Source organism: Frigoribacterium sp. CFBP9030 (assembly GCF_034045195.1).
Taxonomy (GTDB): Bacteria; Actinomycetota; Actinomycetes; order Actinomycetales; family Microbacteriaceae; genus Frigoribacterium.
In genome coordinates this window covers 122641-138047 of the sequence record NZ_JAXCWG010000001.1, presented here as the reverse complement: position 1 = coordinate 138047, position 15407 = coordinate 122641, and the positions used below count along the sequence as shown (strand labels likewise).

General features: G+C 70.7%; 16 protein-coding genes. 7 read left to right on the top strand and 9 right to left on the bottom strand.

Annotated elements, in window-relative coordinates; all coding sequences use genetic code 11:
• The first annotated feature begins 38 nt into the window (after positions 1 to 38).
• Positions 39 to 1067: a class II fructose-bisphosphate aldolase gene (gene fbaA, locus SOM13_RS00640; RefSeq protein WP_192059636.1), complete on the top strand. Its 1029-nt coding sequence runs from the start codon at positions 39 to 41 to the stop codon at positions 1065 to 1067.
• Positions 1068 to 1152: 85 nt separating this feature from the next.
• On the opposite strand, the gene SOM13_RS00635 is transcribed toward fbaA, so the two are convergent.
• Entirely contained in the window at positions 1153 to 1773 is a 621-nt protein-coding gene (locus SOM13_RS00635; protein WP_320478615.1) for a DUF6264 family protein, read from the bottom strand.
• Positions 1770 to 2783: a 4-hydroxy-3-methylbut-2-enyl diphosphate reductase gene (locus tag SOM13_RS00630; protein WP_243213878.1), complete on the bottom strand. Its 1014-nt coding sequence runs from the start codon at positions 2781 to 2783 to the stop codon at positions 1770 to 1772. Before SOM13_RS00630 ends, SOM13_RS00635 begins: the two co-directional genes overlap by 4 nt.
• A 188-nt stretch (positions 2784 to 2971) precedes the next feature.
• Between SOM13_RS00630 and xseA the strand changes: the two genes are divergently transcribed.
• The 5 genes from xseA to SOM13_RS00605 all read left to right on the top strand — a co-directional run bounded on the left by xseA (position 2972) and on the right by SOM13_RS00605 (position 7389).
• Complete coding sequence (gene xseA, locus SOM13_RS00625) at positions 2972 to 4285, top strand: exodeoxyribonuclease VII large subunit (protein ID WP_243213844.1); 1314 nt, start codon at positions 2972 to 2974, stop codon at positions 4283 to 4285.
• Positions 4286 to 4403: 118 nt separating this feature from the next.
• On the top strand, positions 4404 to 4601 hold the full coding sequence (locus SOM13_RS00620) for an exodeoxyribonuclease VII small subunit (protein ID WP_243213879.1): 198 nt from the start codon (positions 4404 to 4406) through the stop codon (positions 4599 to 4601).
• Complete coding sequence (locus SOM13_RS00615; protein WP_320478614.1) at positions 4598 to 5272, top strand: DUF4245 domain-containing protein; 675 nt, start codon at positions 4598 to 4600, stop codon at positions 5270 to 5272. The genes SOM13_RS00620 and SOM13_RS00615 overlap by 4 nt, the downstream gene beginning before the upstream one ends.
• 2 nt (positions 5273 to 5274) lie before the next feature.
• Positions 5275 to 5925: a carbonic anhydrase gene (locus SOM13_RS00610; RefSeq protein WP_197981787.1), complete on the top strand. Its 651-nt coding sequence runs from the start codon at positions 5275 to 5277 to the stop codon at positions 5923 to 5925.
• A gap of 69 nt (positions 5926 to 5994) precedes the next feature.
• Positions 5995 to 7389: a class II fumarate hydratase gene (locus tag SOM13_RS00605; RefSeq protein WP_192059627.1), complete on the top strand. Its 1395-nt coding sequence runs from the start codon at positions 5995 to 5997 to the stop codon at positions 7387 to 7389.
• A 137-nt stretch (positions 7390 to 7526) separates the two neighbouring features.
• On the opposite strand, the gene SOM13_RS00600 is transcribed toward SOM13_RS00605, so the two are convergent.
• The 5 genes from SOM13_RS00600 to SOM13_RS00580 form a co-directional block, all read right to left on the bottom strand.
• Positions 7527 to 8117 (bottom strand): prepilin peptidase, encoded by a 591-nt coding sequence (locus tag SOM13_RS00600; protein WP_320478613.1) that lies wholly within the window; start codon positions 8115 to 8117, stop codon positions 7527 to 7529.
• Positions 8117 to 9145 (bottom strand): hypothetical protein, encoded by a 1029-nt coding sequence (locus SOM13_RS00595; RefSeq protein WP_320478612.1) that lies wholly within the window; start codon positions 9143 to 9145, stop codon positions 8117 to 8119. Before SOM13_RS00595 ends, SOM13_RS00600 begins: the two co-directional genes overlap by 1 nt.
• A gap of 441 nt (positions 9146 to 9586) precedes the next feature.
• Positions 9587 to 10954, bottom strand: a complete 1368-nt coding sequence (locus SOM13_RS00590; RefSeq protein WP_243213852.1) for a PhoH family protein — start codon at positions 10952 to 10954, stop codon at positions 9587 to 9589.
• A gap of 244 nt (positions 10955 to 11198) precedes the next feature.
• A complete protein-coding gene (locus SOM13_RS00585) occupies positions 11199 to 12326 on the bottom strand; it encodes an aminotransferase class V-fold PLP-dependent enzyme (protein WP_320478611.1) in 1128 nt (375 codons plus the stop codon).
• A gap of 86 nt (positions 12327 to 12412) precedes the next feature.
• Positions 12413 to 13201, bottom strand: coding sequence for an isoprenyl transferase (locus tag SOM13_RS00580; protein WP_320477038.1), 789 nt, complete (start codon positions 13199 to 13201; stop codon positions 12413 to 12415).
• Positions 13202 to 13286: 85 nt separating this feature from the next.
• On the opposite strand from SOM13_RS00580, the gene trhA reads away from it, so the two are divergent.
• Positions 13287 to 14012, top strand: a complete 726-nt coding sequence (gene trhA / locus SOM13_RS00575) for a PAQR family membrane homeostasis protein TrhA (protein ID WP_192059619.1) — start codon at positions 13287 to 13289, stop codon at positions 14010 to 14012.
• 112 nt (positions 14013 to 14124) lie between these two features.
• Here the strand turns inward: trhA and SOM13_RS00570 are convergent, their stop codons facing one another.
• Together SOM13_RS00570 and mca are read right to left on the bottom strand one after the other, a co-directional pair.
• Positions 14125 to 14511 (bottom strand): hypothetical protein, encoded by a 387-nt coding sequence (locus SOM13_RS00570; RefSeq protein ID WP_320477039.1) that lies wholly within the window; start codon positions 14509 to 14511, stop codon positions 14125 to 14127.
• The gene (gene mca / locus SOM13_RS00565) at positions 14508 to 15398 is read right to left on the bottom strand and encodes a mycothiol conjugate amidase Mca (RefSeq protein WP_192059615.1); all 891 of its coding nucleotides are present in this window, start codon (positions 15396 to 15398) and stop codon (positions 14508 to 14510) included. Before mca ends, SOM13_RS00570 begins: the two co-directional genes overlap by 4 nt.
• Positions 15399 to 15407 lie beyond the last annotated feature (9 nt).

Here is a 15407-nt window from a genome sequence, read left to right as displayed (position 1 = left end):
GGTGGCTGCAGCCACCACCCGCAATCGAAGGAGATGCAATGCCCGTCGCAACCCCTGAGCAGTACGCCGAGATGCTCGACAAGGCCAAGACCAAGGGCTTCGCCTACCCGGCCGTGAACGTCTCGTCGTCGCAGACGATCAACTCCGTTCTGCAGGGTCTCACCGAGGCGGGCAGCGACGGCATCATCCAGGTCACGACCGGCGGTGCCGACTACTTCGCCGGGCACACCGTCAAGAACCGCGCGGCCGGGGCGATCGCCTTCGCGAAGTTCGCGACCGAGGTCGCGAAGAACTACCCGATCACCGTGGCCCTCCACACCGACCACTGCCCGAAGGACGCCCTCGACGGCTTCGTGCTCCCGCTCATCGCAGCCAGCGAGGAGGAGGTGCGAGCGGGTCGCAACCCGCTCTTCCAGTCGCACATGTGGGACGGCTCCGCGGTGCCCCTCGACGAGAACATCTCCATCGCCGAAGACATGCTGAAGCGCACCCGGGCGATCAACGCAATCCTCGAGGTCGAGATCGGCGTCGTCGGCGGCGAAGAGGACGGCGTCGAGCACGAGGGCACGAACGACGCCCTCTACACGACGGTCGGCGACGTCACCCGGGTCGTCGAGGCCCTGGGCCTCGGCGAGAACGGCCGGTACATCGCCGCCCTGACCTTCGGCAACGTGCACGGGGTCTACAAGCCGGGCAACGTGAAGCTGCGTCCCGAGCTGCTCGGCGAGATCCAGCAGGGCATCCGCGAGCGCTTCGACACGGCCGAGAAGCCCCTCGAGCTCGTGTTCCACGGCGGATCCGGCTCGTCCGACGCCGAGATCCGCGAGGCCGTCTCGAACGGCGTCGTCAAGATGAACCTCGACACCGACACGCAGTACGCCTTCAGCCGCTCGATCGCCGACACGGTGCTGAAGAACTACGACGGCTTCATCAAGGCCGACGGCGAGGTCGGCAACAAGAAGCAGTACGACCCCCGCGCCTGGGGCAAGGTCGCCGAGTCCGCCATGGCGGCCCGAGTCGTCGAGGCGACCAGGCAGCTCGGCTCGTTCGGTCAGTCGGGGAGCTGACCCGCGCCTCCTCGGCTCTCATCGCCGTAGACGACGAACGGGCCCGCAGCATGCGCTGCGGGCCCGTTCTCGTCGTATCAGAGCGTCAGAGCGAGGGGCCCGAACCGTCGAGGATCGACTGGACGAAGGCCGCGTCGCCGAACAGGACGCCGAGCACGAGGACCATCTGCACGATCGACATCAGCACCCCGGCCGACAACGGCACCCAGAAGGTGACCTTGCGGGCGGCGAGTCGACGGATGCTCCACATGAGGGTGATCGCGAAGACCGCCACGGTCAGCACGGCGATGATCACGCCGGAGCGCTGCAGGGCCTCCTGGCCGGTGAAGGCGTCGGTCGAGTAGCCCGCGCCGCTGAGGGCGGAGAGCAGCGTCGACGAGAACGTCGAGGCCATCACCACGTTCGAGATGACGCTGTACAGACCGATGCCCAGCAGGACGAACGTGGCGACGCGGTCGAATCGCCGTGCTCCCGAGAGATCACCGGCACCGGGACGAGGAGGCGCGCCCCACGCACCGGGGGTCGTCGCGTCTCGAGGGCCCGCCTGCGGAGTGGGCGCAGTGCCGTCGCTCCTGCCCGGGGGCGGGGTCTGCGTCTCGACGGGGGCGACGGGGTTGACCCACCCCTCCGGTGCGTACTCGCCGTAGCGCGGGCGGGGACGCTCGTCGCGCTGCGCCATGGGCGGCTGCTGACGATCGTCGGTCATCGGGTCCGACCGCCGAGGCCGCGCGCGTCGACCTGACCGCTCGCGTCCTTGCGGAGCTCCTTCGGCAGCGAGAACATGAGGTCCTCCTCGGCCGTGACGACCTCCGCGACGTCGAGGTAGCCGGCGTCGGCGAGATCGTCGAGCACCTCCTTGACGAGGATCTCGGGAACCGAGGCGCCCGAGGTGACGCCGACGGTCTCGACACCGTCGAGCCACTCCTGGCGGATCTCGGACGAGAAGTCGACGCGGTAGGCGGCCTTGGCCCCGTGCTCGAGGGCGACCTCGACCAGACGGACGCTGTTCGAGCTGTTGGCCGACCCGACCACGATCACGAGATCGGCCTCGGGCGCGACCTTCTTGATCGCGACCTGGCGGTTCTGCGTGGCGTAGCAGATGTCGTCGCTCGGAGGGTTCTGGATGGTCGGGAACCGCTCGCGCAGGCGGCGCACGGTCTCCATGGTCTCGTCGACGCTCAGCGTGGTCTGCGAGAGCCACACGAGGTTCTCGGGGTCGTCGATGACGAGGTCGTCGACCTCCTCCGGGTTCTGCACGAGGGTGGTGCGATCGAGCGCATGACCCATCGTGCCCTCGACCTCTTCGTGCCCGGCGTGACCGATGAGGATGATGTGCCGACCCTGGCTGCCGAAGCGCACGGCCTCGCGGTGCACCTTCGTGACGAGCGGGCAGGTGGCGTCGATGGCCTGCAGCTGGCGGTCGGCGGCGCCCTGCACGACGGCCGGCGAGACACCGTGCGCACTGAAGACGATGTGCGACCCCTCGGGGACCTCGTCGACCTCGTCGACGAAGATCGCGCCCTGGCTCTCGAGCGTCGACACGACGTGGACGTTGTGCACGATCTGCTTGCGCACGTAGACGGGCGAACCGTAGTGCTCCAGCGCCTTCTCGACGGCGATCACCGCTCGGTCCACGCCCGCGCAGTAGCCGCGTGGGGCCGCGAGCAGCACACGCTTGTGTCCAGTGACAGGGGTATCCCTTAGCCTGTTACGCACCGCAGGAACACGCGGTGTCGGCAGGTCGATGGCAAGGGCGCCGTTGGTGATATGGCTCACCAGTCGATTGTAGGTGCGACGACTGGTCGCGTACTGAGAGCGGCGGGTCGAGTCGTGTCGATGCGGCCGATGCCGACCCTGCCCACCCTCACCGAGCATCCTCGACATCGGTCGACGACAGGAGACGAATGACGATCGTGCCCCCGCCGCCCACGGCGGACGCCCCCTGGCCCGTCGGCCTGCTCGCGACCAAGCTGCGCGACTGGATCGACCGACTGGGCACGGCCTGGGTCGAGGGCGAGATCACGCAGTGGAACGTGTCGGGGGGCAACGTCTACGGCAAGCTCCGAGACCTCGAACAAGACGCCACGGTGTCGTTCTCGATCTGGTCGAGCGTCAAGTCGCGGGTGCCCGCCGATCTCAAGCAGGGCGACCGGGTCGTCGCCGCCGTCAAGCCGAACTACTGGGTCAAGGGCGGCTCGCTGACCATGCAGGTGTTCGACATGCGGCACGTCGGGCTCGGCGACCTCCTCGAGCGACTCGAGCGACTCCGGGTCAAGCTCACGGGCGAAGGGCTGTTCGCGCCCGAGCGCAAGAGACGTCTGCCGTTCCTGCCCCAGTGCATCGGGCTCGTCACCGGCAGAGACAGCGACGCCGAGAAGGACGTGCTCCGCAACGCGCAGCTGCGGTGGCCGTCCGTCGAGTTCCGGGTGGTGCATGCCGCGGTGCAGGGCGACCGGATGGTCTCCGAGGTGACCGCGGCCGTGCAGCGGCTCGACGCCGATCCCGAGGTCGACGTCATCATCGTGGCCCGAGGCGGGGGCGACTTCCAGAACCTCCTGGGCTTCAGCGACGAGACGCTCATCAGGGCGGTCGCCGCCTGCACGACCCCCGTCGTCAGCGCCATCGGTCACGAGGCCGACCGTCCGCTGCTCGACGAGGTGGCCGATCTGCGCGCCTCGACGCCCACCGACGCCGCCAAACGTGTCGTGCCCGACGTCACCGAAGAGCTCTCTCGGGTGCAGCAGGCCCGCGCGCGCATCGGGCAGCGGCTGACGGCGCTCGTCGCCACCGAGGTCGACCGGCTCGAGCAGATCCGCAGCCGTCCGGTGCTCGCGTCGCCGCAGACCCTCGTCGACGTCCGAGCCGACGAGATCGTCCGGGCCGTCGCGCGGGGCCGAGAGCTCGTCGTCCGGGGCGTCGAGCGGGGCGAGACCCGGGTCGCCGAGCTGACCGCGGGTCTCCGGGCGCTGTCCCCGCAGGGCACGCTCCGCCGCGGGTACGCGATCGTGCAGGTGCCGGGCGGGGCCGTCCTGCACGACCCCTCCGATGCGCCTCGCGACACCGAGCTGCTGCTCACGCTCTCCGGCGGCGGTCTGACGGCGGTCTCGACCGGCGAGTCGAGCGGACCGATCGACGATCATCCCTCCCCAGGAGGCACGGAGCAGTCACGCACATCGGGCGCCGGTCGCTCTCACCCCGCCTCGCAAACCCCTCGTTAGGATCGACATCGTGGACAACGCCCCCTCCGACGCCTCGAACGCGAACAGCTCGTCGCCCGACGTCTCGTCGGCCGACGTCTCGTCGGCCGACGGCACCGCGGTCGCTCTCCCGGCCGACATCGCCTCCCTGAGCTACGAGCAGGCGCGCGACGAGCTCGTCTCGGTCGTGTCCGAGCTCGAGCAGGGTGCGTCCACGCTCGAGCGGTCCCTCGCCCTCTGGGAGCGCGGCGAGGCGCTGGCCCGCCGCTGCGAAGAATGGCTGATGGGTGCTCGCGAGCGCCTCGAGGCCGCCAGACGACAGGCACCCGCGTCGTGAGCACCCCGAGACGTGGCCGCGGTCGACGCGATCAGGGCCCGCGGATCGTCGCCGAGCTGGGCCGACCCGAGACACCGGCCGAGACGGCCGCGCGCAAGGCCGAGAACACCCGCAAGCACTACGCGAACCAGACGGCGATCAATCTGACGCTGTCGATCGTCGCGTCGCTCGGCATCGTCCTGTTCCTCATCCTGGTCGTCGTGCGCCCCGACGGGACCGTCAACCGACAGGACATCGACTACGCCACCGTGGCCTCCCAGGCTCAGGCCAGTGTCGACGTGCCGCTCGCCGCCCCCGTCCTGCCCGACTCCTGGAGTTCGAACCGCGCCGACATCGACACCTCCACACCCGACGACGTCGATGTCTGGTACATCGGCTTCATCACCCCGGGCGAGCAGTTCATCGCTCTCGAGCAGGGCATCGACGCCAACGACACCTGGCTCGCAGCAGCCGTCGACAATCGCGCCGCGACCTCCGCCCGCGAGATCGACGGGGTCGACTGGACGGTCTACGACCGACGCGACGACGACGACGCCGGCAACTACGCTTATTCGTTGACGACGACCGTCGGCCGCAGCTCGTACGTGCTGCACGGAACGGCCGACGACGCCGACTTCGAGGCCCTGGCGACGGCGCTGGCCGCCGACACCGCCGACGAGACGGACGACTGAACATGACATCGCAGCCCATCACCCAGACTCCCCCGCAGACCCCCGGCGACTCGTGGCGTCGCATGACCGACGGCAACGAGCGCTTCGTGGCCGGGACCCCCGACCACCCGCACCAGGACAGCGACCACAGGTCGAGCCTGGCCGGTGGCCAGAAGCCCGTCGCCGCCCTCTTCGGCTGCGCCGACTCGCGGCTGGCCGCCGAGATCATCTTCGACGTCGGTCTCGGCGACCTGTTCGTCGTCCGCAACGCGGGGCAGGTCGTCGGCGACACCGTCATCGCGTCGCTCGAGTACGCCGTCTCCGTGCTGAACGTCCCCCTGATCGTCGTCCTCGGGCACGACAGCTGCGGCGCCGTGGCCACTGCCATCGACTCGCTGACGTCGGAGGCGCCTCCCGGGTCGCGGTTCCTCGGCGGGCTCATCGACATGATCGTCCCCTCCGTCCGGCGGGCCACGATCGATCTCGAGCCCGGGGCCGCCCTCGATCCCCGCAGCGTGGGCAAGCTGCACATCGAGGCGTCCGTCCAGTCGCTCGTCGGCTCGTCCGCCCTCATCGCCACCGCCATCGCCGAGGGCCGACTCGCCGTCGTCGGGGCCAACTACGCACTCGCCAACGGCCGCGTCGACCCGTCGGTCGTCGTGGGCCGTCTCTGAGAACCATCCCGGGGCGGCCGCCCCGGGTCGCCAGCGCCCCCTGAGGGCCGAAGAAGGGACCACGACGACGTGACCACATCCGAGTACCGCATCGAGCACGACACGATGGGCGAGGTGCGGGTGCCCGCATCGGCCCTCTACCGGGCTCAGACCCAGCGTGCGGTCGAGAACTTCCCGATCTCGGGCACCGGTCTCGAGCCGGCGCAGATCGTCGCTCTCGCCCGCATCAAGAGAGCCGCCGCGCTGGTCAACGGCGAGATGGGCATCGTCGCCCCCGCCGTCTCGGCCGCGATCGTCTCCGCCGCCGACGAGGTCATCGGCGGTCGGCACCACGACCAGTTCCCCGTCGACGTCTACCAGACCGGCAGCGGGACCTCGTCGAACATGAACATGAACGAGGTGCTCGCGACGCTCGCGGGCACGGTCGACGGCACCGCGGTCCACCCCAACGACCACGTGAACGCGTCGCAGTCGTCGAACGACGTGTTCCCGACTTCTGTGCACGTGGCCGTCACCGGTGCGCTGCTGCACGACCTCGTCCCGGCGCTGACCCACCTCGCCGAGGCGCTCGAGCGCAAGGCCTCCGCCTGGTCCGACGTCGTCAAGGCGGGGCGTACCCACCTGATGGACGCCACGCCCGTCACCCTCGGGCAGGAGTTCGGCGGGTACGCACGACAGATCCGCCTCGCGATCGAGCGGGTCGAGGCCACGCTGCCCCGCGTGGCGGAGGTCCCGCTCGGCGGCACCGCCACGGGCACGGGCATCAACACGCCGATCGGGTTCCCCCAGCGCGTGATCGCGGCCCTCGCGGCAGACAGCGGGCTCCCCGTCACCGAGGCGCTCGACCACTTCGAGGCCCAGGGTGCGCGCGACGCCCTCGTCGAGGCCTCGGGAGCCCTGCGGGTGCTCGCCGTCAGCCTGACGAAGATCAACAACGACATCCGCTGGATGGGCTCCGGCCCCAACGCCGGGCTGGGCGAGCTGCACATCCCCGACCTGCAGCCCGGGTCGTCGATCATGCCGGGCAAGGTGAACCCCGTCATCCCCGAGGCCGTGCTCATGGTCTCCGCCCGAGTGATCGGCAACGACGCCACCATCGCCTGGGCCGGTGCGTCGGGTGCGTTCGAACTCAACGTCGCCATCCCGGTCATGGGAACAGCGCTGCTCGAGTCCATCCGTCTGCTCTCGAACGCCGGTCGAGCTCTCGCCGACAAGACGATCGACGGGCTCGAGGCCAACGTCGAGCACGCGCGGGCCCTCGCCGAATCGTCGCCCTCGATCGTCACGCCGCTCAACCGCGTCATCGGCTACGAGGCCGCGGCCAAGGTAGCCAAGCACGCCGTCGCCCAGAAGATGACCGTGCGCGAGGCCGTCGTCGACCTCGGTTTCGTCGAGCGCGGCGAGGTCACCGAAGACCAGCTCGACAAGGCTCTCGACGTCTTGAGCATGACCCACCCGGGCTGATCCGATCGCCCCTGCAGGAGGCGCGGTGCCGGTCTGACCGGCGCCGCGCCTCCTCGGCTGGTCCGGCCACGGGCCTGGCCCCGCCTCCGCGTCGCGGCCTCCCGTCCGTCGCAGTCGGGTTCCTGTCGTGCAGCCGTTCACAGCAGCGGACCGCCGAACACCGACAGGGCCCAGAACGAAGCCAGCAGGCACGGACCGAACGGGACTCCACGGCTCCGGCTCCCCCTGGCACGCAGCGCGGTCGCGGCGACGACGATCAGGCCGATTACTCCTGCGCCGGCGACGAGCGCCCCCACGGCGATGCCTCCCCACGGAGCGACGATGCCGACGAGCGCCGCACCGAGCTTGACGTCGCCCATGCCGAACGCGCCACCCACGGCGAGCGCGAACGCGACGGCGAACCAGAGTGCGGCCCAGCCGAAGGGGATCGACGCCGAGAGCAGACCGGAGTCGACCCCTCGCAGGGTGCTGCCGACGACGAAGGCGGTTGCGAGCAACCCCACCAGAGGATTCGGTAGACGCCGGACGGCCAGATCGTGACGCACCAGGGCGGGGGTCACCGCCGCCACCGCCAGGAAAGAGATCTGCGCACCGACGTCGGGGGCCGCTGTGACGGCGAGTCCGCCCAGCAGCACGACGGCCCCGAGTTCGAGCACGCGATCGGCGGGCGGCATCGGCGTCGGCGTCGGCGTCGGCGTCGGCGTCGGCGTCGTCTCGAGGATCGACATCACGACCGAGTCGCCCGAGACGACCGGGGCGGGGAGTCTGCCCGTGCGACGCCAGCGGTTGAGGCCGACCGTGGCCGGTGAGGTCGAGGAGCCCTCGACGCGCCGACACGCCAGGGCTCGGCACCGAGGCAGGCCTGATGGTGCGAGTCGCGGCATCTCCTCGACGCCGTGCTCATGGCACGCGAACGTCGGATGATCGCGTGGACCGCCTCGACGAGCAGGCCCCGCTCGTCTCGGACCATGCCGTACCCGCAGCGGAGCGCGACCCTCCCCGCGATCGTCACGGTGATGTCCTTGTGCCGGTCGGCGTCGAACGTGTCGGCGTGGAAGGCCCGGCCGTCGAGTTCGAGAGCCACCACCTCGTCGACGACGATGTCGATGCGTCGGGCGTCGCGCGGACCCACGGGGACCTGCACGCGGACGTCATGCCCGAGTGAGACGAAGGTGGCTCTGATCAGGCTCTCGATGAAGCTCTCGCTCCGCCGGTCCGCCCAGCCGACGATCGAGGCGCGATTCTCCGGCAGGTGGGCGAACGCCTCCACCAACTCGACCCGCGTGAACCGCCGGCTGGCGAGCGCCCAGTCGAGCAGGGCGACCGCCTCGTCGAGCGGGAGGCCGAGGACGGCCGTGACCAGCGCCTCCTCGAGGGGCACCGCCCACGGTGGCGTCGACTGATCGCGAACCGGGCCGGACGGGAGCACGCGCGGACGCCAGAGGACCCTCGCCCCGTGACGCGCTCGGAGCCGAGAGGCATTCGCCGAGACGGCCACCGTGACGGGCGGCGTCGTCCACAACCACGCACCGTGCAGGGCCAGGAGAGAGGCGCCCGTAAGACGGCCGCCGATGCGCACCGCCTCGTGCCGGGGGTCGCCGGGAGGGAAGACCGTGTACCAGCCGCGCCGGGCCCGATGCAGCGACCCGAACCGGACACTGGCCGTGAGCAGACGATCGGTGGCGCCGTGCGCCACGAGCTGCCGTTTGTGCGCGACACCACCCAGGTCGGTGACGAGTGCTGCGAGTTGCTCCATGCCGGAAGACTGCTCGATGGCCGGGCCCGGCACCTGGCCAAGGAGAGGCCCCTGGGGACGGATCGGGCCGACGAGCATCTGGGGTGGGATCACGCGCAGCGCCTCGGGTCGACCCCGCGCCGCCCCGCGCCGCGCTGTCGCGCCCGCACCCGGTCGGCAACTCAGGCGCACCCGCCCGTTCCAGTGCCGATCAGACACGATCGTGCGGCACAACCTGAGTTGCCGACCGCGCAGCAGGCAGGATCTGGCCGGCGCGACGGTGCTCGAATCCCGGCCACTCCGCAAGGCGGCCCCCTGACCTGACCGACCTCGCATCCTCTTCGGTCGGCAACTCAGGCGCACCCGCCCGTTCCCGTGCCGATCAGACACGATCGTGCGGCACAACCTGAGTTGCCGACCGCGCAGCAGTGCCGGAGGCGGCAGGGCCGGAGGCGGCGGGGCCTAGGCCAGGTCGGTGGACTCGAGCATCCGGGTGACCAGCGCGGCGATGGCCGACCGCTCCGACCGCATCAGTGTGACGTGGCCGAACAGCGGGTGCCCCTTGAGCGTCTCGATGACCGAGGCCACGCCGTCGTGCCGCCCCACGCGGAGGTTGTCGCGCTGCGCCACGTCGTGGGTGAGGACGACGCGCGAGTTCTGGCCGATGCGCGACAGCACGGTGAGCAGCACGTTCCGCTCGAGCGACTGAGCCTCGTCGACGATGACGAACGCGTCGTGCAGCGACCGCCCGCGGATGTGGGTCAGGGGAAGCACCTCGAGCAGCCCCCGCTCGACGACCTCGTCGAGCACGTTCTGCGAGACGAGGGCGCCCAGGGTGTCGAAGACCGCCTGCCCCCAGGGGTTCATCTTCTCGCCGGCATCGCCCGGCAGGTAGCCGAGGTCCTGGCCGCCGACCGCGTACAGCGGCCGGAACACCATGATCTTGCGGTGCTGCTGCTTCTCGAGCACGGCTTCGAGCCCGGCGCAGAGCGCGAGGGCCGACTTGCCCGTGCCCGCGCTGCCCCCGAGCGACACGATGCCGACCTCGGGGTCGAGCAGCAGATCGATGGCGAGACGCTGCTCGGCCGAGCGCCCGTTCAGCCCGAACACGTCGCGGTCGCCGCGGACGAGCCGCGCCTCGCCCTGCGACACCACGCGCGCCAGGGCCGAGCCCCGGTCGGAGTGCACGACCACGCCCGTGTTCACGGGGACGTCGGCCAGCGCCCGCGAGCTCAGCCTCTCGGTCTCGTAGAACGCGGCCATCTGCTCGCTCGAGACGTCGATGTCGGTCTGCCCGGTGTAGCCGCTGTCGACGACCTGCTCGGCGCGGTACTCCTCCGCCGCGAGGCCGATCGAGGCCGCCTTGACGCGCAGCGGGAGGTCCTTCGAGACCACGGTCACGGCGAGTCCGTCGTTGGCGAGGTTCGACGCGACGGCGAGGATGCGCGAGTCGTTGTCGTTCAGCTGCAGGCCCGACGGCAGCACCGACATGTTCGAGTGGTTGAGCTCGACGCGGAACGACCCCCCGTCACCGACCTCGACGGGGAAGTCGAGTCGCTCGTGCTTCAGCCGCAGGTCGTCGAGCAGCCGCAGCGCCTGGCGCGCGAAGTAGCCCAGCTCGGGGTCGTGACGCTTGCCCTCGAGCTCGCTGATCACGACGACGGGCAGCACCACGTCGTGTTCGGCGAAGCGGAGGAGAGCCTGGGGATCCGACAGGAGCACCGACGTGTCGAGCACGTAGGTGCGTTGCGCGACCGAGCCGGATCGCGCCTCCCCGGTGCTCGTCGAGGGGCGGGGCTGTTCGGTCTGGGGGTTGTTGAGCGCGGTCACGACCACTCCATCTCCGAGCGCTGATGCGCTCGGTACCTTCGGCGGAGACGGCCGCGGAGCAGTTGCGAGGCGAACTTTCGTGGCCGACTCGATCGGACCCTGTGCCCGATGGGTCGAACCTACGTCGTCGCCCGGCGACCGGCCGAACACGACCCGCCGTGTCGTGTGACGAACACGTGAACAGCTCGCGAGCGCGCGGAGTCGTCGCAGGGCGGGAGGCGCGGGTCGACCGAGGAGGCGCGGCTCAGTAGTAGACGGTCGTCCCGAACGAGGTCAACGCGCCCCGCAGCAGGTCGAACGAGTCGTCGTCGGTCGACAGGTGCACGCTGAGCCGCACGGTGGTGTCGCGCACGGTGGCCGTGACCCCGTGGTTCAGCAGCGCCGCCGTGAGCGTGGTCATCTGCTCGGGAGAGGGTTCGAGCACGACGATGCCGGCGCGCTCGGCCTCGTCTCGGGGCGAGACGACGGGCAGCGCGAACTCGTCGGCGATGTCGATCAGCCGCGAGGCCCGGTCGGCGATCTCTCGCGAGATCGCGGCGACGCCGACCGAGGCGATGCCCTCGAGGGCGGTGGAGAACCGCGCCTGCGCGATCGGGTCGGAGTTCGTGATCTGGAACGCCGCCGCACCCGGCAGGGTCGGCAGCGTCTCGTGGTACGAGCCGCCGAGGCGCAGCTCGGTGCCCGCCACCCCGCTGAAGACCGGGGTCAGCGTGGCGGACGCCCGCTCGCTGAGCGCCAGGAACCCCGTGCCCCAGCCGGCGCGCACCCACTTCTGGCCACCCGAGGCGATCACGTCGGCCACGCCGTACGGAGCGTCGACGACGCCGAACCCCTGGATGGCGTCGACGATCAGCAGCCGGTCGCCGATCACCTGGCGGATGCCCTCGAGGTCGACGAGGTAGCCGGTGCGGTAGTCGACGAGGCTGACGGCGACCGCCGTCACGCGGTCGGTGAGGTGGCGCTGCACGACGGCAGGGGTCACGACGTCGTGGTCGAGGTCCATCCACACGGGCTCGAGCACGCGCATCGCCGCGGCGGCCCGCGTGGCGGCGACCGGCCCGCTCGGATAGTCGCGCGGGGACATCAGGACCTGCCCCGTCAGGCCGAAGAGGGTGTGGACGAGACCCGAGCTCGTATCCGGCTGGAAGACCACCTGGTCGGCCGGGAACCCGACGACGGCCGAGACGGCCCGCCGGACCCGCCCGGCCTGCTCGGTCAGCGCCACCTCCGAGCCGAATCGGGCACGAGCCTGGACGTCGACGAGAGCGCGCTCCTCTTCGACGACGGGCCGTGAGATCGGGCCCCACTTGGCGAAGTCGAAGTACCCGGGTTCGTCGGTGTACCCCGAGATCAGTTCATCGATGGTGGTCACGCTGGTCTCCTCGGGCGGTGTCGCTGGCTGTCAACCGTATCGCCGACCGCCGATGTCGGGTGGCGGCGGTCGATCGAGGTGCGGGGTCAGCTGCCGTAGCGACGGTGCCGCACGGCGAAGTCGCGCACGGCCCGGAGGAAGTCGACCTCGCGGAGGTCGGGGTAGAAGGCCTCGACGAAGTAGAACTCGCTGTGCGCGCTCTGCCAGAGCATGAAGTCGCTCAGTCGCTGCTCGCCCGACGTGCGGATGACGAGGTCGGGGTCGGGCTGACCGCCCGTGTAGAGGTGCTCGGCGATCAGCTCGGGTGTCAGCACCTCGGCGAGCGCGTCGAGGGTGCCCCCCATTGCGTCGTGCTGGCGGACGATGCTGCGCATCGCGTCGGCGATCTCTCGCCGCCCGCCGTACCCGACCGCGAGGTTGACGTGCAGCCCCTTCTTGCCGGCCGTGCGCTCGGCGGCGCCGGTCAGCGAGTCGCGGAGCCCCTGCGGCAGGTCGTCGCTGGCGCCCACGTGCTGCACGCGCCAGTCGCGCTGCTGCGAGAGCTCGTCGGCGACGTCGCCGATGATGCCGAACAGCTCGGTGAGCTCGTCGGAGGCGCGGTTGCCGAGGTTGTCGGCCGAGAGCAGGTACAGGGTGACGACGCGGATGCCCAGATCGTCGCACCAGGTGAGGAACTCGCTGATCTTGGCGGCGCCGGCGCGGTGGCCGTGGGCGGCGGTCTCGAGCATGCGCTGCTTGGCCCAGCGCCGGTTGCCGTCGACGATCATGGCGACGTGGTGGGGCAGATCGGCGCCGTCGAGCTCGCGTCGCAGCCGGCTCTGGTAGAGCTCGTAGAGCACACCGCGGGCCAGCGGCGACCTCCGACGACTCTTCACACCGCTACGGTAGCCCACCGGTGGGCCCCCGCTCGCCGAGTCGATTCCCAGGCCCGCGCCTCCTGCCCTCCCCTACGCTCGGATCATGACCCGACCCGTGAGCGACGGCGTCGGCGGTGCCGACATCCCGAACCTGCCTCTGCTCGACGACAGCCTCGAATACGCCTCGATCGAACGCAAGCCGTCGTGGCGCGGCTGGATCCACGCCGCGACCTTCCCGATCGCCATCGCGACGGGCGTCATCCTCGTGGTGGTCTCCGACGGGACGTCCGCGACCTGGGCCTCCGCGGTCTTCATGACGACGTCGCTCCTGCTGTTCGGCATCTCCGCGACGTATCACCGGTTCCCGTGGAGCCCGGGGGCCAAGAGGTTCTTGAAGCGACTCGACCACGCGAACATCTTCCTGCTGATCGCGGGCACGTACACCCCGATCGCGGTCATCGCGCTGCCTCCCGCGACGTCGACCCTGCTGCTCACCCTCGTCTGGACGGGTGCGGGTCTCGGGATCCTCTTCCGGATCTTCTTCCTGGGGGCGCCCCGCTGGCTGTACGTGCCGCTGTACATCCTGCTGGGGGTCGGCGCCCTCGGCTTCACCGGCGACCTGCTGGCGGCGAGCGTCCCGATGACCGTGCTCGTCTTGACCGGCGGCCTGATGTACATCGTCGGCGCCGTGTTCTACGCCCTCAAGCGGCCCAACCCCGCACCGGGGCGCTTCGGGTTCCACGAGCTGTTCCACGCGCTGACGGTGCTCGCCTACCTCTGCCACTGGACGGGCATCCTGGTGCTCGCTCTGAACCCGCCGACCTTCTAGGCCGACCATCGAGCACCGGTCGCGCCACCGGCCTCTCTCGAGCCGAGGAGGCGCGCGCAGGTCGGTCGCGGAGGGTCGGCCCCGCAGACGGATCGGCTCGGGGCCGCTCCGGTCAGTCGCGGACGGAGGGCCCCGCGGACGCGTCGCCGTCGGATGCGTCGTCGACGGCGCGGGTGGTGCCGTCGCCGGAGGCCGCGCCGTCGCCCGACGTGACGCCGTCGCCGGAGGCAGCGGTCTCGCCGGAGGCGACCCCGTCGCGCTCCGCCTGGATGCGCTCGCGGACCTCACCGCGGTAGCGCGTGCGACGGACCCGGCGGGTCATGTCGACGATGATCAGCACCGTCGCGACCGCGACGAATGCGATCGCCACGAAGCCCCAGACGCCCGGGGTCACGTCGACGTCGGGCACGGTCGACGCCGGCAGCGTCGCATCGGGCGTCGACGGCTGGGCGAGGAGGCGCACCGAGGCCGAGAGGGTCGCGTCGCCGAGGGCGCTCATCGGATCGCCCCGATCAGGCCGGTGTCGTCGTCGGTCACACCGGCGAACAGGTCGTTCTCGGGCATGGTCGTCTCGACTCTCGATTCGATGAGCTGGAAGTCCTCCGTCGGCCACGCCGCGACCTGAAGCTCGTGAGGCCAGAAGAAGAACGCGCTGTCGAGGGGCACCTGGCTGGCGTGCGCGCGGAGCGCCTCGTCGCGGACCGGGAAGAAGTCGGACGCCGGAACGTGCGTGGTCGCCAGGTCGGGTCGGGCGCCCATCCACTCGAGCATCTCGGTGAGGCGCTCGATGAGGGGCGACTCGGCGTCGGCCTGCTGCAGGTGGGTCAGCATCGACTTCAGGCGGGCGGTGTTCATGATGCGGTCGTAGTAGACCTTGTCGATCTGCCAGGGTTCGCCCGCGGTCGGGTAGCGGTCGGCGTCGGAGGCGGCCCGATACGCGGCCATCGAGATCTCGTGGCTGCGGATGTGGTCGGGGTGCGGGTACCCGCCGTTCTCGTCGTACGTGACGAGCACCTGCGGCCGGAACCGGCGGATGACGGCGACGAGCGGCTCGGTGCTGATCTCGAGCGGGATCGTCGCGAAGCTGTTGACCGCGACGGGCTCACCCTCGGGCGGGAGCCCCGAGTCGGCGTAGCCGAGCCACAGGTGGTCGACGCCGAGGGCCTGCTGCGCCCGCTGCATCTCGAGCACCCGGAGACCGGCGATGTCGCGTTCGGCGTGGTGCCGCGCCTCGATCTGCTCGTTCAGGATCGAGCCCTGCTCTCCGCCGGTGCAGCTGACGACGAGCACCTCGACTCCGAGACTGCGGTAGAGGGCGTACGTCGCCGAGCCCTTGCTCGACTCGTCGTCCGGGTGGGCGTGTACCGCCAGGAGGCGCAGGGTCACATGTTCCTC